Source organism: Desulfurobacterium crinifex (assembly GCF_054656775.1).
This window is the reverse complement of record NZ_BAAHXO010000001.1, coordinates 56,330-73,258: the sequence shown is the minus strand read 5'-3', so window position 1 is coordinate 73,258 and position 16,929 is coordinate 56,330. Positions and strand designations below refer to the sequence as shown.

Sequence of the window (16,929 nt, the reverse complement as noted above, 5' to 3'; positions counted from 1 at the left end):
ATTCCCTAAATATTCAATATACGTGATGCATACAAATACCTAAAACATACTCCTTCCTCTCTTTCTCTCTTTTTACTTCTTTTGGCTTAAAACTGTTGGTAGAGCTATCCTACCGACAAGGCTTCCATTATTACTTTCTTGCTTTCTTTTAGTCCGTAGCGATACTTTATGGAGTCAACGTGGAATAGCTCCTTAGTAAGGGAGGAAGCAGTAGGCCAGCGCATTACCTGTGAAAGTGTTTCCCTTGAAAAGTATGAAAAACTTTACGGAAAGGTGGTAGAGTTAGAGAAGGATAACGCTGGCAGATGGAAGCTCCTGCAGGCGGCAGAAAGGCTCGTAGATACGCTTGAAAAAGAAAGGGCTGAACTCAGTAAGGGAAAAGAGAAACTCCTAAGGGAGAACGAGGAACTCAAGAGAGAACAAGAGAGCTTAGAGCCTACTCGCAGGATTGAAAGGCTTCTAAGGCTGGCAGAAAAACTACCGGCAGAAGAAAAGGAAGAAGTTAAGAGACTGGTTAAAGAACTCCGGGAGAGTTCATAATGGAAGTAGGGTTCCGGAAAATTAGAGGAAATTGGTTTTTGCATTTTCTCCCAGTAAGAATCTCAGAGAGGCTGTTGGGAGAGTTTTGTAGGTCAACCTATGCCAGCTTATTCAGCTTCTCTGAAACTTCTTTTAGTTCCTCAATAGGCTCTCTTATAAGTTCCCTTCTGTAGTTTCTAACCTGTTCGTATATCTTGATGAAGTCTGATTTTTGGGCTTTTCCCTTTACTATTGAAAGGACATTATCCAGAACAGGTCCCATCATTCTTTGGTGTACCAAAGCTTTTTCTAAAGTTTTCAAACAACGAGACTTAAACTTGATGATGTTTAGTGCTTTAGAGAAAGACTCTCTTAAGCTGTATCCTCCAAACCGTTCTTTTCTCATTTCCCTTAGAAACTTAAGAGGTAGGGTTGAGAGTTTTAAAAACCGTTTGTATTCCTCAACTCTTTTTTTTTACCAACCTTTTATCGAGATGCTCAATTGTAAGTTTACAAGGTATTGTCTTCAACGGATATTTCCCTATCAGGTATGAAAAGTAAGCTGCTCCAAATCTCCTTGAACCCTCGGCAAGTCCAAGCATGAGATGACAGCCACACTTACCAGGAAGGTAAGTATAGAGGTAACAGTTTATGAAGCCTTGTTCTCCGTTGTCTCGTCTTATTTTGTAGCTATCATTGCTTTTTAGAAAATCCGAAATGTAGTCTGACTTTTCCTCACAGTTAGTGTGTCCAAAATCTTCCTTGCATTTCTTGTAAAGATATCCTTTTGCTAAAAGGCCAAAAAAGCCCAGATTTTCTGGGTTTCCAACATAATCTTCAAGACAATCAAACCTGGAATCTCCAACGCTGTCAAAGAGCGTCATAGGAACTTCTATTATTTCTTTCAGGGTTTTCCATTGAGTAATACCGTTATCGCAAATGGGATTGTTAAAAACAGAGTTTGTCTTTAGCATAGAATCCTCCCTAAATTGCTTTTTCTCCACCACTACTGGATTTATGAACTTTGCGAGAGATAAAGAACTTACTGTAAAAGTTTCTCCGCTGACTACGCATGTTCTATCCTCCCAGCGGAACCTAAAAGACTTTTACTCTTAGCTTATTAGCTCTGGCCAGTTCTAAAAGTTTGTGGTGGTGTAGATCCCAATAATTCCCGTATTCTATTATTGTTCCGTCTAAAACTACTATTTCAAACTCTTCTGCGAGGAAATCTGCCGTTTCAAATCCACAGCTGTGAAGCGTATAGATGTGTTTTCTTTGAAGATACTGTATAACTCCACCCTCAGGGTTTCTGATAACGGATTCTTCAAATCTTACTGTCCAATTTCTTGTTGAGATTGGTTCAATCCGTAGACATCGAGGACAGCCTATGAGTTTTTGCCTTCCATCGGATATACTTATAAAGTCCTGTGCTACAGAAATTTCCAGTTCATCTATCAATTTGGTTTCTCGTAGCTGCTGGGGTAAAAGGAGTATGGCTTTAAGTAGAGCTTTTGGCTGGGTTAAAAGTTTACCGTCTTTGTATGAGGCTTCTTCACCAAGCTTTCGACAATTTATAAACAGGTTTTCAAGCAGTTCTGCTTTTTTCATCAGATTTCTTTTGTCGAGTATATGGCTACTTGGTTAATTTTATATAATTAAGTATTCCGATTGGTTATAGTCAAGTATTGAAGTTAAAGGGAGCAAGAATTGTTATCTAAACGATTAAAGAAATTAAGGAATGTTTTAGGATTTACTCAAGAACAGTTTGCTGAGGAGCTTGGAATAAGTTTTGCTACTGTTAATAGATACGAAAAAGGAAAAAGAACTCCGGACGCAGAATTTTTTCAGAGGCTGGTAGACAAGTATCGAGTGAACTTGAACTGGCTTTTTACTGGCAAAGGACCAATGTTTTTGTCCAATTCTTATAAAGACATTGAATCCGAACTTTTTGAAATTCTAATGTCTCTATCCCCGGAACATCAGAAAAAACTTGTAGAGGTAATAAAAGAGCTTTCAAACATTCTATGTAAAAGGGACAGAAATGGATAACGACCGTATCTTTTTGTTTTCTCTTAAAAGCCCTTTTGTTCTTTTACCGTCTATTGTTTTTGATTTGAGTAGGATCCCTGGGGCTACCAGATATTCTATAGCTCGTTTAGTTGTTGCTTTTGCTCATCTTTATGCTTTGTCAAGCTCATCCAAAGGAGGAAGAATTTCTCTGTCTTACCAAGAACTCCAGAAAGTTCTGTCCTTGGAAAGTAAAGCTAAAGTGCATTCAATTCTGGCCTTTTTAAAAGAAAGGAAAGTCTTAGGTGGAAAGTTGGCAGATGGTTTTCTCACTTATGTTTATCTTCCTCCATTGCCTTTATTACCAAAGGTTTTATCCAAAGCGTTACCGTCTTCAGATATGGCTAACTGTTTTTTCGCTTATCCTGTTTTTACTACTATCTTGCCTATAGAAGTTTATGCAAAGGCTGTTTACCTTTACCTACTGTCCCTCTGGCAATCCAGTTGTGTCCCTTTGGAACTCTCTTTTCAGAGAGTAAAAGAAATTCTGAAAGTAAGGAAGAGACAGCTTACAGAGAGCCTTAAGCTACTCAATGAATGGAATCTTGTGAAGGTTCAAATTCTGGATTCCGGTTTTCTACTTTCAGATTTAAGTTTTCGATGGTCCAAGGAGCTGATAAAGAAAAGCTACGAGATGTATCCTGGACACATTTTCTTTCAGGCGTTTGGAGGGAGAAATGCAAGTTGACAGGGATTTTGAGAACTCTCTCTTGAACACGATTGCTGCACGGAAATTATCCTTTGACATTTTCATAGGTCTTGGAAGAGTTAAACGTAATGTAAGGATAAAGGCATTAGACATTGAAGAAAGACAGCTTATTCTTTCAGATCAAACGAAAGTTAAGCTTTCGGATATAAGAGCTCTACGATTTAGGAAGGGGGTGAAAAAGAAGTTTCTCTCGTTGCTTCCCAAACCTCTTAGAGAGTCCCGTTTTGAAGTTTTTCTGTATCCTCATTCTAAAGAAGGAATGGAGAAGTTCCGCTGGCATGGTTCCCTGGTGCATTATTTGGTTGTATCTGATTCAGAAAACGTTGTTATGTACACAAAACTTTACATTACAGCTTTTTCGTTTGTTAAACCGTATCCAGAACATTTGATTTCAGGAGATCTTCAATCTGTACCAGTTCTTCCCGGTAGATGGAGAGAGGATTTCAGAGAAATCCGGCGTCTTCTTTTAAAGAGCTCGAAGTCTCCGGCACTCTGCACGTTTGTTATGAGAGATGGTCGGGAGTTTACAGGAGTTCCTTCTCTGAGTGACTTCAGGAAGAACAAATATACGTTAAGGCTGTTTCTTCCTGATGAAAAAAATTCTCCCCATAAAATATTCCTTCTTGCTAACGCTATAGAAGATTTTTGGGAAGTTTGAGTTCTTTTCTAACAAGAGAAAAGAAAAACTTCTTTGTGTAATTCACTATGTTTTTTACTCAAGTTTATACGAGCTGTTGTATAAAACAGAAACCCTCCCTCACAAAAACAAACAACCCCAGCTCAAATAAACACCTTACATAATCCGATTTCTTTTTTAGAACTTGTGTTGTATAAAATTAAACAAACCAAATTGTTTAGGGGGTAACACTTGAAGAGTAACCGAGAAAAGCGAGTGGGCAGGAGAATCAGACCCGAAAGCCTTCGACTGGAGGAACTCCTTAAAGAGGAGATAAAGAAAGAATTCGCCAAGCACAATGTTATTCGCATCCTATGCGATGAAAAAGGGTGGTCCCGCTCTGACTACGACAGAATTTTTAAGTGGCTTGATAACTACAATAGGCGGGTGGAGATAGGACTTCTCATCGATGCTCTATGTGCAGTTGGAGCCGACTGGGAAGAAGTCTTCAAAAGAGCCTTCAAGAGAAGAGAGAAAGAAGTTAAAACTTAACAGCTTCTTCTATAAGCTCATTAGCTATTTCAAGGGCCTTCTGTTTTGCAAGTTCTACGATCTCCTTCTGATTAAATTGCTTCCTTATAGAGGCAACAAACGTTAGCGTTTCTTTTAAGATTAGCTCCCTTTCTGTTTCCATATACGTTAATCGGTCTATGAACCTCTTTATGTCAGGGGTTAACCCGTTAAGCACCTTGCCCCCGGTGAGCTGAGCTAATGCTAATTATATGCTGGCTTTTACGAGAATACTTGCAATCCTGTTTTACAGAAGTATCTTATTTTGGAAAGAGAGGTAAGGAAATGGACTTTTCAGTAGCTCAAGGCAAAACTGTATTAGTAGCCAAAAATTTTAAAAATTACTTAGCTAATTTGGAACTCCTTAAAACCCTGGAAAAAAAGTTTGGCATTAAAGCAAAGCCCTACAGTCCAGAAGCAGCCTTCAGAATAGTGAGAGGAAGGAAGCTACTGAACAGAGAGTATAGGCCGTTGGGAAAAGTTACTTTTATGGGGGACAAGGATGTTGGCTATGCTATTTATGCTGGAGGGAAAAGAATTGGCAGAGCAGTACTTATCGAAGGTGAACTATTGCTACACAGAGAAAAAGATTTAGAACCTGAAGAGTCCAGAGCAGTTGATAAGCTATTTGAGGATATTCAAAGCTTATATCACAGAACGCTGAACTTCGTGGTGACAGAAAAAATCACTGAAGTTACAAATCACTACTTTAAAAAGCTTGGAATGCTTCCGCTAAGACCGGAAAGGGGAGATTTCTATCTTTTGGAAGATTCTGAGAAGTTGCGGGACTTTATGAAAACAGTTGAGGACATGAACCTATCTACCGGAGCTCCCCCGTGCTTCATACTCCTCAAGCTTGAACCTTCTGCCATTGAGGTTATCAGACTATCCGTACAGGAGCGTCTACGCTCTTTATGGAAACGTCTGGAATCACCGGGAGAAAGCGTGTGTTTCTTCAACAACATCCTTATAGAGGCTAAGAGTCTTCTTAAAGGATTATCTACTGTTGGAAGGTATATTTTCACTGATGAAGAAAGAGAAATCTTCCAAAATGAACTTAAACTGCTTACAAAAACAGCTGAAGAGAAATCGAAGAGGGGAGGAGAATAGTGAAGAAGATTTTAGCATTAGCTACTGTAATCCTTCTCTCCTCTTGTAGCAGTGAGATAGTCAAAGAAATTAAAGCTTTACCAAGAGGCGGTAAACCAGCTCCTGAAGTTTCAACTGAGGAACTGAGCAAGATAAGGCAGAGCAACAGTATCAGGAAATATTTAAAGGCCCTCGGTTTCGACAGATTTGCATCAGTAGGCGATAACCTTACGATTATTACGGCCAGAGAGATTGATTCAGGAGTTGATGCAGTTTGGAATTACATCCCTGAGTTCTACAGCTTCTGTAAAGCTCACGGAGGAGATCTCGTTTCAGGAAAAGGCGTAGAAAGAGTTTCCTACTCCTCGGTAGAGAATAGCAGCACAAGGTTTCGTTATTTCGGACCCGGTAAGACCTTTAGATGTGAAGGTGGGAATTATCCGTTTCAGGTAGAGCACATCAAAGGTAGAGCCTGGAATTCAAGTAGTGTGTTGGGGACTATCTACGAGGCCATCCTTGTAGTAAAACATAAACCGGAACCTCTTGTAAAGACGGATTTTGGATTTTTCAGCAAGGACGTAGAACTTTTCCCGAAACTTAACCTTTCTGAGTTTATGGACAGGGAAAAAAGGGAGACTTACATAGTGGGTTACCTAAAACTCGGCTCTCAACGATGGAGAGCAAGGTTAGGAGCTAACAACCCAATGCCTTTCAGCATTCCCAAAGAGATGATTTACAGAATTGGTTTCCTCTGGCATGCGGTAGAGTACTGTCAACTCCACGGAGGGGAGCTCCAAAAGGACGGAAAACCGTTGGAAGTGTGGTTCGGCGAACTGGCTGAAAAAGACGGACTTTATGGATATCCCTATGAAACTTACGACGGAGCTGGAAGAAAAGTCATGAGATATCCTCTTAAAGGTTTCTATAGGTGCGTAGGAGGTGACCAGCCATTTGAAATGAAAATTAAGCCATACAGATTTGTAAATGACCAGTTCCAGTACGAATTTTTCCTGCAAGCTGGCAATAGTAATCTCTCACCTGGAACTTCGGAGAATGAGGAACCAACACCTCAAGTACCTCAGAGTCCTTTAATGGTTGGCGGATTGTTTACGAAGCTGTTTGCAGTTCAAGCAGCAAATGAGAAAATGGATCTTGTGAGAAAAAAAGGAGCTGTTTTATACAAAGCGTTCTACAACGGGGAAGATTCTCTGGGCTGTGAACTCGTCAGTGTTGCAGTCAACAACGCAGGCAGTGTTGAGGTGTATAACTACAAAATCTGTGATGGGAAACCTGTTCCTCTCGGCAATTCAGAACTCAACCTATTTGTGCCACCGGAAGTAGAAAAAGCAGAGAAAGCAGTAGCAAAACAAGCAGCAGATTATGGTAAGTTTTCAATGGAAATTAACGGTTATAAACTTATTGGAAAGGCTTTAAGAGACGAGCTTTTTTGTAAAGTTGAAGTAAGGGTGCTTCAGAACGGAAAATTAGTAAGGATAGACAAAATAGATGCTTGCAGGTAGGGAAAGTTCCCCTGCCCGCCCTTAAACGGAGGACAACGTGCTCTGGAAGGAAAAGATAGTTAAACGATTGGAAGAAGCTAAGGGAGATAAAACGGTAAAAGATTACATAGAAGAGCTTCGCAAGCAGGGCAAGGACGTATACAGCTATGGAAAATTTTGTGCCGTTGTATATGGTGAAAACATTACCCTCACCGAGAAGTTTTTAAACCTTCTTCGTGAACTCGGGTTTACCAAAGAAGAAATAAAAGGCATAGTAGTTGATGCCATCAAGTATCGTTACGGACTTAAAGAGAGTAAAAAAGAAATTAAAAAAGCTCTTGAGGAGGCCGCTTCAGTAGACCCCAATCAATTTATAAGAGAAAACGTTACAGCTCTGAGGCGTTTTTTCGACTCAGGGCAGCTCCATAGAATGAAAACAGAGAAGAAAAGGATGAGGATATCGGCCGCAATGAGAATTCATAAAGCATTGGGTAGAAAAGCTTTGCCTACGATTTTCAAAATGACCTTACCTGACGAGTATATAAGTCTATTTGCCAGTTAGGGTTAAAGCCTATAATGGGCTCGCTGATAGATTCAAAAGGGGATTTTTCTCATTGAAGGAAGGCTCCAGAAGAGGTTTGGGAATCTGAGGATGGCCAAAGAAGGAGCAGATTGTTATCGGAAACATTTACTTAAACCTCCCCAACCAGAAAAAAGAGGAAAAGGGAGGAGAGGAATGAAAAGGTTGTTAACTCTGTTAACGACTGCTTTTCTTTTTTCTTGTGGAAGTTCAGGTTACATTGCCTCTGAATACTCATCAAGAAGTGTTTTAGCCGGTAAGCCTACTGTAAAGCCTATTCAAGCTCCTATCGCAAAGCAAACTACTACCCAATTAGGAGCTTCTGTTGCAGTAAGCCTTGTAGGAGGAGCTCTCCTTGGTAAGTGGGCCAATGCTAAAAAGCAGGAACTTCTGAGGAAGTATTACGCCATATGCATGATAGAGCATAACCTTTCCCCAGAGTGGGAAGAAGGGTGTTCTTTGTGGGCTTCCGACGAACTGAGGGAGGTTATAGGTTTTCTCCATCGACTTAAACATGGTAAGTGCACTGAAAAGTGGTTTGGCATATTCAAAGGCTTTAGGAAGTGCTATGCAGAAGCTGTTAACGGTGTTAAGGACCTTCATGTTGATTGGAAGAACGAAGTCAAGAAGATTTTATATTACGACAAGCTCTCAGATTGTTTACCTGATCCAGCTGACGTGAAGACGGATGAGGAGCTCCTTGACAAGTACTCGTCATGCAAGGTAGAGGCTGAAAGGTATGTGAAAGAAGAATACCCAAAGATTATGGAAAAGGCAGGATATAAATAATAACAGTGACGGCAAAGGAAAAAGTCAACTAATGGCCGAGCAGACCTATGATTTTGGGATTAGTTTTTTAAAGTTCTTTCCAAGAATAGTTTGTATTTTATTTGCTTCCGTGGGAAATTCTACAACCAATAATACCACGTCAGCACACACTCAAAATAGATACAAGAACCTGTTTCGTTAGAGGAGTTTTGAACTTTCCGAAGCTAACTGTAATATCACTCAAACGGGTGGCATTCTCAAAAGATACCACTTCAAAATCACCCTCTCTAAAAGCTATGTTTATAGCTTTCTTAATCAAAACTCTCAACAGAACTTCTCTGAGCAGGAAAACTCCTGCCAAGTCAAAATGCTGCTTCTGGCTACCGTCAGACATCAACAGATGGTCTATATCCGGCTTAAGTATCAAAGCTGCTGTTCCATCTAAGGAAAAAATCTCTTCTGTATATCTCGCTGACGGTTTTAGAGCCTGATAGAGTGGAATTACTCTGCTGTAAGGAACAACAAAGGAAGAACCTTTCTTCTCTTCTCCGTTAAAGAGGCGAATCTTAACTCCTCTTTGATTTGGAGTCAGAGAAATGGTACATCCAGCAGAAGGAATCTGAGGTGCCTCTAAACCTACAAGAGCCGATATCAAAGCTTTTCTTACAAGAAAGACAGAAAAGGAGTGGATAGAAAGCCTTAAAGACAGAGGAGCAACTTCTTCCATAGTAAGACCGGAATCAAGGGGGAGAAAGACGTTATCTTTATTAGGAAGAAAACAAAGAAATTCTTTATCAACCCTAATTTCTCCCCCTGGAACAAACATCTGCTCTCCTTACAGCGAAGTAAATATATCTTTGTTGGCAAGTAACGTAACTACAGCCTTCTCGTAGTGACTGACAAAATTGGCAAATTGGTTGAACGTCTTTATCGGGAATTTACCTTTATCCCTGATATCCTGCAGTTCCTTAATCCTTCTACCGGCCATACTATAGAGTACTTTTATAAAGTCTCTTTGTTCTTCACTCATGTCTTTCCAAGGCAGTCCGCTAATTCCATACAGGCCATCTCTTATTAAAGCCTCAACATAGTAAGAAGCTATGTAATCCTTACTTCCTTCAATAAAGGTCTCTCCCACTCCCGGGAAATAGGCAAGAGTATTGAGCCATTTTAGAATGGGCAGAGGAGTGGCTCCTATAAATTGTTTTTCCTTATCGCTTAAAGGAGTATGGGTTTCTATCTTGTGCAAAATGCTATACATGTATGCCCTCACAAGTCCTGCAAATCCGGGGTCACTGGTGCAATAGGACTGGTAAGAAGAAGGAGCAGCAGAACAAAGATTCTTCATTACCGTGTATAGGTCTTCTTTTCCAGACTCATCTACTCCTCTAAACTCGCCAAGAGCATCCTTGTAATCCTTAATCCCGTATACGTACCTGATACCGGGACCATTTATGTGAAGGAGGTCAGCTATGTTAAGCACGGGGTAAACATATCCCACATCGTAAAGTTGACTGCTTCCAGGATCGCTTCCGGCTTCATCCGTCTTTTTACGAGAGATAACAACATCACCCACCAATGAGGAAATCAGACGAAACTGGGTCGCAGCCCACGAGTTACTCTTATCAAAGTCCTTTCCAAATTTCTTCTCAAATTGTTTGTAAAGCAGGTCTCCTCTTATCTTTGCTATCTCCTGCTGATACGCTTTCCCCTCGGACGTAGACAACCAGTCCTTCAAAGACTGGTTGAAACTTTTCAGAGCCTTATTGAGCGATGCGAAGAAATCATCAGCATTACCTGATTTAGCATTGTCATTCGTACTCTTCTGCTGCTCTGCTTCAGTCATTTTAGAGGAAAAACCAAATAAGTGAGAGACGAGAGCTTTACTGGCCTGGCAGGAGTCAACCCCCATTTGGTTAACAAGTTGAGCAGTAGTTGAAAGCTCATTCAGTACATTAGCAACTCCCGGAAGGAACTTCTTCAGGGCAATCTCAAAAGCAACCCCAGGAGCTGCCTGAAGAATCTGTTTCAGCCACTGAACTATCTGGTCCAGATTGAGATAAGACAATGAACCAAAAGTAAGGTCTATTCCGGAACATCCTGCCCTAATTTTTGGAGGTTGAAAGGTGATAAGGTTTAAGGTTGAGTGAGGCACTCTATAATACACAGAACCAAGCGTGATGTATCCCCTTTCCTGTCCTTGAACGACTTTCGGATTAGTCGTGTTTTTAAGAATGTCATCATAAGTCCCCTTTAAATCCAGAGCAGAAGCATTAGAACTGAAAAGGAAAAGAGCTGTTAAAGCAGTCAACAATTTTTTCATCACTTATCCCATAGTTGGTTTTCAATAGCTCGGCTAATTTCCTGCTCTTTCCTTTTCTCTCTAACCTTATTGAGAAGAGAAGCTATCTTCTCCAGCTTTTTAGGTATTGAAACTTCCCTTAGCTCAGGTTTCGCTTCAAGCTTCCAATCTGTGCTCTTTACGTCCGGCGGATGGCCGTTCTCAATCGTGTAGAGAATCTCGTAAATCGTCTTCTTAAGTGAGTCAAGCGTTATAAGACCATAAGAAACTGGCTGAATTAAGGGTTTGCCGTCCTTGAAGTTTGGAATACCCAGGAAAATGGCCGGGAAAACAGAAACCCCAAGCTTTTCCGCAAGGTGACCGTAATCTAAGCTACAGTCGGGAAACTCCTTTAAGCAGCCCCCAGAATCGGATAAAGCCAGAACTTTCCAGCCGAAAAAGTTCTGAAATCTCTTTAAAATCGGAGCTTGAGCTCTGCAGAAAGCACAATTCTCTTCAAAGAAAAAGTACAACCCTGCTTTATCCTTCCACTTTCGGAGCATCTTGGAAATCTTTTCTTCTCTTGCCCAAAAATCTACACGGCGGCCAAATGTTGACGGAGGATGAGAGACTGCAGGATTCCATTCTGGATGTTCTCTGAGGACCTTTTGCAAAGCTACCGTATAAGCTACTGACTTCCTCATTGCGTAGTTCTGTATAAGCAGGATGGTCTCGTAATCAGCAATGTTGGGTTTATAGAGAGCTCTTTCTACATATAAACTATAGAGCTCCCCTATTTGGGCTGGTGTCAGCTTTTCCAAGTCCTTCTCGGTCAGCCTGACCGGTAAAGACGCTAAGAGTTCAGCGTCTTTGTTTTTCAGCTCCTTGGGCTGTCTATTTTCTGCATGCATGAATTTCTGGACTTCTTTCTTCTCTTCTACCTTCTTCTCCGTTTCCTGGCCTTCCCTCTTCCAGAACCAGCCTGTCTCCTTATCTGAACCAAAAAAGCCACCGGCAAAAGAAGTTATTGGAAATATGAGAAAAAGGAGAAAAAGCAACCCCCTTCCCATAGTGTCCTCTAATACTTCTGGAGGTTTTCGTAATAGTTCTTAATTTTCTCAGGCATTTCATTCTTAAAGACGTTAAGGTCGTCCTTTATACGCTTCTGAAGATCCTCGTACCACTCAGAAAAGTCAATCTTTGAGAAGTCAATTCTCTGGAATTCCTCAGGCGTAAATCCCCGACAGTTTGGAGTCTTCGGCTCACCCCAATCAATACCAAGTTGTTTGCGTCCCTGCTCCTGAACGATTCTTGCAAGCACAGAGTTGAAGCAGCAGTAAGTTTTCTTTTTCTGCAGACATATTCCAAACACTTTCACCGCACAATACGAACCTATATAGTGACATTGACCATCCAATTTGCCCCATGACCTCAAAGCTGCGAGTTGCTTCTCGCTCTCTTTACAATATCCCAAACCGAACCAGGTCTTCGTTTTCTTACAGCAGTCACTAAAACCGGTCTGGAAGCCAGGTGGACGGCATCTCAAGTCTCTTCCATTAAATATGTAAACAGTTCCTTTACAACCTTCCCCAGTTACTTCTCCATCGTTCTTTTTATCGTTGGCTCCCTGAACGGTATCAAGATTCTGATAGCCATACTGCTCATCGGAAAGGTTCCTACACGAGTCAGAATACCTGGAACAGTAGTATTTACCCTTATAAGGCTGACACTTAATAGCAGCTCCGGCATTCCCTTCAACCTCATTGACATCATAGGGGCACTGGAGACGGCCTTTACTATCTCTGTAACACTCAACCATGTCAGCCGTGCAGAGTCCGTCTCCGTTATCGTCAACTACACACTGTCCAAGGAAACCAGCATCCTGATAGTTACTCCACACTATGCCGATGAACTTCTTGACTTCAGGATCCTCAAGATCAGGATCATCCTGATACCATATCTGCTGTTCAGGATTTGACAAACTAAAAAGCTGAAAGAACTTCTCAAGTTCATCCTTTTTAGGAAGTCTGCCGTTGGCTGTTTCCACTATCTGACCTACATAAGTAGGGGGAACATCGTACCAGCTCATACCATAAGCCTTATCCCCTTCATACCTCACGTACTTAAAAATGGAATAACCCGGGTATTCCGTTAGCTTGGCAAACTCTCCACAACCTATGCAAATCTTGTCTGTACCACACATAAAAATCTCTCCACCAACGCTGACACAAGCAGACTTGGAATCTATAGGACACTTAGGCTCCGCCTTTACATTACTGAGAGCATAGATGTCGTGTTTCTGGGACGAATTCCAAGAAATGTTGCAGCCAACACCAAAGTTTGCAGAAGACAGGTAAGAACACATTTTCTCTGCAAACTCTTTAGGTTCAGGATACGCAACACTACTTGTAAGTTTTTTCTTTATTTTCAAACAATGGAGGTCATCACTAAATTCTCCTCTCAGAGGATAAGCATCACTTCCCTTGCACCTGTCTTTTATCTTCTTCCAGCAAGTACCTATCCACTCAGATAAACTGTTACCCTGACCTATAATTACAAGCTCATGGGAGTTCTTTAAAGAGAAGTAACTTCCATCGCAGGCAGTACCTTCCAGTTTATAACACCTATCTTTCCAGTAATAATATCCGTTACGGCAGTAAATTCGCCCTTTGTCACTCTTTGAGGCTGAGGGATAATAAACTGTAGTATCCTCAAGTGTATAGCAGGCACTCCAGCCAGAGTCCGGATCACGTTTTCTCTCACCAGAAGAACACTTCGCCTCCGTACGGTAATAACAAACATCCCTACTACTGTCGTAACTCCAATCCGAGAAGCTACTGCCGTTCCTACAGGCATTTTCCTTATACTTAAGACACCTGCCCGACAAGGAATCATAAGAGTACCCGTACCTACCAATAGCCTCGTAGGAGCAAGCATCTATCGTCCTTTCACATCTATTGGTGTAACTGTTGTAAGAGTAACCATAAGAACACGACGGATATACAGTTTTTATACAAGAACCATAACTGTAGCTGTATGAGTATCCAGAAGGACAGGCACTCGTAGCATATTTCCTGCATATACTTCCGTAAGAGTAATAGCCTGACGGACATGTCTTAGAAGTGAAACAGTAAGAAGCATTACTGTCCTCACTACACCAATTCTTTTTGCATCTTCCATCCGGCTGCTCTGTAGTACCGGAAGGACAAACCTTATCAGCAGTATAGTAACAGGATCCGCCGTACCTTACTGTTCCTGCAGGGCAGTAAGGAGAAACCGTCTTAACGCATCTATCAAGTGAGGTGTTCAAACTATAACCACTGGGACAGCTGGCTTCCAACCAACCCTTACAGGTTCCCCCAGAAAGCTGACCGTGAGGAAGCGGACAGTTAGGTAGTACCTGATAATAGCACCTGTCTCCCCTCCTATAGTCACCACTATCACAAAGAGGAGCTCTTGTAGTTTCACACACATAATCAGCTTTTGGCGGCTTTAAAACTACGTAACTCCTACCATCTGAAGGACAAACATCAGGAGTTATTTTTAACTGTAAGTAGCAGTAATCACCAAACCTGTCTTCATCTAATCCATTAACAGAACCTTTATAACAATCAGCTTTTTCTTTGTAAGTAAAGCACTTACCCTCAAAGTCCTTTCCATCTCCCTGATATAGCTCTACCCAGCCCTCAGGACAGAGAGGAGAAAACTCCTTGAAAATCCCATCATCTGTTATCTTTATGTCTTCGGGAATCTTCGGTAGAGAGTATTTGGGAAAACCCACACATTTGCCTGAACTCAAATCAAGATACGCACCCGTGGGACATTGAGGTTTCTTTACACAGGCACTACCATCTGAAGACACTTCATAACCAGCAGGGCAGGAGTACCCCAAATCCTTCTTGCATTTTTTGTCTGAAGAATCGTAAAAATAACCAGAAGGACATCTGTTGGGTTCTGCTTTACAGTAATCAATACTGCTATCATACACGTAACCTTTTGGACAGATTATCTTCTCCGCTTTAGCCTGACAGTACAAGCCATTTTCCATCCAACCAGTGGGACAGTATCTTACCGTTCTGTATAAGTCAACATAACCGTATGTAGCGAAAATATTACAACCGTCCCTGTCATTACATCCTATATGGTAAACAACCTTTACCTGCGTCCCTTTGGGAAGCTTTCCAGAATGAAAAGACTTCCAGGAACTATCCCCGGGTTTTTTGACCTCTATAGTAGCATAGGCATAAGAAGGTTTGTCATGCCCATAAGATTTCTCACAAAGATAATATCCCGCATGAACATCAAACCAAGCGCTTTCTATATCAAACGGAACAGTGTAAACAACCTTCTCATAAGTATGTTCTCCGTAAGGTACCCACTTTCCCCCTTCAAAATACCATCCACTTGAACCACTATAGCTCCCTCCATATCCTCCGTTAGAGTTACATTCACCTACCCTCGTTTGGGTTAGATTAATCTTCTGAACAAGTTCATCCCTACTGGACTTATAGGTTTTACAGACCTCCTCCCTCTTGTCGTACCAGACATATCCGGGAGCATCTGGGCAGGTAATTTCTGCCTTGGAGATACAAGTGTCATAAGAGCCGTCGTAACTACCACCCTTAGGACAAGTATTTGATGGATTAACAATGCAGATTCCGTTCTTTATTTCTGCTCCCGGAATTCCACACTTCTCAACCAGATTTATTTCACAGAGGCCTGAAGAATTTATTTTTGCTTCAGAAGAACCACAGTCAGGATTATAGTAACACTTACCGTCCGCCCCAACAGTAACGCCTCCGGACCACTCCTGACATGACGAGTTGGCCTTATCTAATTCGTAGTAAAGCCCTTCGTCTTCCCAAAGAGCAGGATAAGGTATCGTATCTCCAATCCAATCACTTTTTCTGTTTGATTCAAAACCCTTAAAGTAAGGAGGGTAATCTTCTTTTGACCTGAAAAATCCAACCTCTCCGGGAGTAAGAGTTGAGTAATCTATCCTGAAACCCTTTATCTCCTCAAAACTACCCCTGTAATCACGCTGATAAACCCCAAAAGCATCATCGGACGAAATCCAATAACCTATTATGCCTGTCTTTACAGGGTCGTTACCTACGTACAAATCACCGGTATTAAATACCGTCTCATAACTGCCCTCCCTTCTATAAAGGGAAGATGAAGCCTGAATCTGGTCAATGTTTCTGGCCACAAAGGCACCATAGTAAATCTTGCCGTTCTCCTCTGTCCAAGCATGCACTCCCAAAGCATTGTAAGAGCAAAGAGCTATCTGTTCAGAACAGAACGGCTGTTCTGCTTTCCCACTCTCTATCGTGAATTCAACCCACTCATAAGGATCAGTTGAAATCCTATGGAACGAAACTTTAACGTCGTATTCATAACCAATCTTATCCTGGTCCACAGGTTTATAGCCGAGGTCAACATACTTAAAACTAACCTTGTCGGTACCATGCTGCCTGACAAGCAAAGCAATAACATTGGGATTTATCGTGGCTCTGAAACTATTCCAGTACTTCATCTGTAACGGAGCAGAAACCGAGTAAACTCTACCATCAGGATAGGCAAAGGAAATCTCAAGCTCTCCCGAACGAACACATAATTTCAGACTACCATCTATAAAACAACCATCCCCATACGGACGCAAATAGCCGGAGATCACAAGTCCTTTCTTAATCCTCAGTTCTACACCATTTCTATCCTCTTGTGAGTAATCCCAACTTATAGGTGCGTTGTATATTAAAGCTCTTGCATCGTAGCATCTCTTCTTACAGAAAGGTACGTCAACGTTAAGATCCTCACTTTCGTTCTTTCCAATAAGAAGCACCTTAAACCTTTTGTCCATGGGAAGAATTTTTCCGTCACATTCCCATGCTTTTCCAACACCAGCATAGGTACACAGCTGGCCAGTATAGACACTTACAGGACCCTCTTTAACAAGGATATAGTCAAAAGTAAACAATTCTCTTAACCTTGACGCATCTATCTCGTCATAGCTTGCCACGTGGAAATTTTCACCCTCTTTCTTCAGGTAGTTTTCAATACCTTCAAGGTCATCATAAGAGTAATAACCATCCGTCAGAGCATATAACTGGTCTCCCACGTTCTGGATATAGGAAGTAGTAACTAAAATTTCTTCGGAATAAACAGGAGAAAGTCCCAGAATAAATACTGCTGTTGCGACAGAAGCCAACCTACGAAACATTGTTCCCCTCT

General features: G+C 41.4%; 17 protein-coding genes. 9 read left to right on the top strand and 8 right to left on the bottom strand.

From position 1 onward, the window contains the following. The first annotated feature begins 168 nt into the window (after positions 1-168). Entirely contained in the window at positions 169-540 is a 372-nt protein-coding gene (locus tag ACYQ3A_RS00425; RefSeq protein WP_459894449.1) for a hypothetical protein, read from the top strand. A gap of 97 nt (positions 541-637) precedes the next feature. Here the strand turns inward: ACYQ3A_RS00425 and ACYQ3A_RS00420 are convergent, their stop codons facing one another. The 3 genes from ACYQ3A_RS00420 to ACYQ3A_RS00410 all read right to left on the bottom strand — a co-directional run bounded on the left by ACYQ3A_RS00420 (position 638) and on the right by ACYQ3A_RS00410 (position 2,127). Continuing rightward, positions 638-925 carry a hypothetical protein gene (locus ACYQ3A_RS00420; RefSeq protein WP_459894447.1) on the bottom strand — a complete coding sequence of 96 codons (288 nt, stop codon included), beginning with the start codon at positions 923-925 and terminating at the stop codon, positions 638-640. A gap of 55 nt (positions 926-980) precedes the next feature. Beyond that, positions 981-1,493: a hypothetical protein gene (locus ACYQ3A_RS00415; RefSeq protein WP_459894444.1), complete on the bottom strand. Its 513-nt coding sequence runs from the start codon at positions 1,491-1,493 to the stop codon at positions 981-983. 121 nt (positions 1,494-1,614) lie between these two features. Further along, positions 1,615-2,127 carry a hypothetical protein gene (locus ACYQ3A_RS00410; protein ID WP_459894441.1) on the bottom strand — a complete coding sequence of 171 codons (513 nt, stop codon included), beginning with the start codon at positions 2,125-2,127 and terminating at the stop codon, positions 1,615-1,617. Positions 2,128-2,226: 99 nt separating this feature from the next. On the opposite strand from ACYQ3A_RS00410, the gene ACYQ3A_RS00405 reads away from it, so the two are divergent. The 4 genes from ACYQ3A_RS00405 (at position 2,227) to ACYQ3A_RS00390 (ending at position 4,463) form a co-directional block, all read left to right on the top strand. Then, positions 2,227-2,568 carry a helix-turn-helix domain-containing protein gene (locus ACYQ3A_RS00405; protein ID WP_459894438.1) on the top strand — a complete coding sequence of 114 codons (342 nt, stop codon included), beginning with the start codon at positions 2,227-2,229 and terminating at the stop codon, positions 2,566-2,568. 220 nt (positions 2,569-2,788) lie between these two features. Beyond that, positions 2,789-3,274 (top strand): hypothetical protein, encoded by a 486-nt coding sequence (locus tag ACYQ3A_RS00400; RefSeq protein ID WP_459894435.1) that lies wholly within the window; start codon positions 2,789-2,791, stop codon positions 3,272-3,274. Continuing rightward, positions 3,264-3,953 carry a hypothetical protein gene (locus ACYQ3A_RS00395; protein WP_459894432.1) on the top strand — a complete coding sequence of 230 codons (690 nt, stop codon included), beginning with the start codon at positions 3,264-3,266 and terminating at the stop codon, positions 3,951-3,953. The genes ACYQ3A_RS00400 and ACYQ3A_RS00395 overlap by 11 nt, the downstream gene beginning before the upstream one ends. A gap of 234 nt (positions 3,954-4,187) precedes the next feature. Continuing rightward, positions 4,188-4,463 (top strand): hypothetical protein, encoded by a 276-nt coding sequence (locus tag ACYQ3A_RS00390; protein WP_459894429.1) that lies wholly within the window; start codon positions 4,188-4,190, stop codon positions 4,461-4,463. Here the strand turns inward: ACYQ3A_RS00390 and ACYQ3A_RS00385 are convergent. Beyond that, positions 4,453-4,659 (bottom strand): hypothetical protein, encoded by a 207-nt coding sequence (locus ACYQ3A_RS00385; RefSeq protein ID WP_459894426.1) that lies wholly within the window; start codon positions 4,657-4,659, stop codon positions 4,453-4,455. The genes ACYQ3A_RS00390 and ACYQ3A_RS00385 overlap by 11 nt on opposite strands. A 107-nt stretch (positions 4,660-4,766) precedes the next feature. On the opposite strand from ACYQ3A_RS00385, the gene ACYQ3A_RS00380 reads away from it, so the two are divergent. The 4 genes from ACYQ3A_RS00380 to ACYQ3A_RS00365 all read left to right on the top strand — a co-directional run bounded on the left by ACYQ3A_RS00380 (position 4,767) and on the right by ACYQ3A_RS00365 (position 8,438). Then, complete coding sequence (locus ACYQ3A_RS00380; protein WP_459894424.1) at positions 4,767-5,591, top strand: hypothetical protein; 825 nt, start codon at positions 4,767-4,769, stop codon at positions 5,589-5,591. Continuing rightward, positions 5,591-7,090, top strand: a complete 1,500-nt coding sequence (locus ACYQ3A_RS00375) for a hypothetical protein (protein WP_459894422.1) — start codon at positions 5,591-5,593, stop codon at positions 7,088-7,090. The genes ACYQ3A_RS00380 and ACYQ3A_RS00375 overlap by 1 nt, the downstream gene beginning before the upstream one ends. A gap of 37 nt (positions 7,091-7,127) precedes the next feature. Further along, a complete protein-coding gene (locus ACYQ3A_RS00370) occupies positions 7,128-7,631 on the top strand; it encodes a hypothetical protein (protein WP_459894420.1) in 504 nt (167 codons plus the stop codon). A gap of 174 nt (positions 7,632-7,805) precedes the next feature. Next, on the top strand, positions 7,806-8,438 hold the full coding sequence (locus ACYQ3A_RS00365) for a hypothetical protein (protein ID WP_459894418.1): 633 nt from the start codon (positions 7,806-7,808) through the stop codon (positions 8,436-8,438). 139 nt (positions 8,439-8,577) lie between these two features. Here the strand turns inward: ACYQ3A_RS00365 and ACYQ3A_RS00360 are convergent, their stop codons facing one another. The 4 genes from ACYQ3A_RS00360 to traN are packed head-to-tail and all read right to left on the bottom strand — an operon-like array spanning position 8,578 to position 16,918. Further along, on the bottom strand, positions 8,578-9,243 hold the full coding sequence (locus ACYQ3A_RS00360) for a hypothetical protein (RefSeq protein WP_459894415.1): 666 nt from the start codon (positions 9,241-9,243) through the stop codon (positions 8,578-8,580). Between the two features lie 9 nt (positions 9,244-9,252). Further along, on the bottom strand, positions 9,253-10,740 hold the full coding sequence (locus tag ACYQ3A_RS00355; protein WP_459894412.1) for a conjugal transfer protein TraH: 1,488 nt from the start codon (positions 10,738-10,740) through the stop codon (positions 9,253-9,255). Further along, complete coding sequence (gene traF / locus ACYQ3A_RS00350; RefSeq protein WP_459894409.1) at positions 10,740-11,768, bottom strand: conjugal transfer protein TraF; 1,029 nt, start codon at positions 11,766-11,768, stop codon at positions 10,740-10,742. Before traF ends, ACYQ3A_RS00355 begins: the two co-directional genes overlap by 1 nt. An 8-nt stretch (positions 11,769-11,776) precedes the next feature. Next, a complete protein-coding gene (traN, locus tag ACYQ3A_RS00345; RefSeq protein ID WP_459894406.1) occupies positions 11,777-16,918 on the bottom strand; it encodes a conjugal transfer protein TraN in 5,142 nt (1,713 codons plus the stop codon). Positions 16,919-16,929 lie beyond the last annotated feature (11 nt).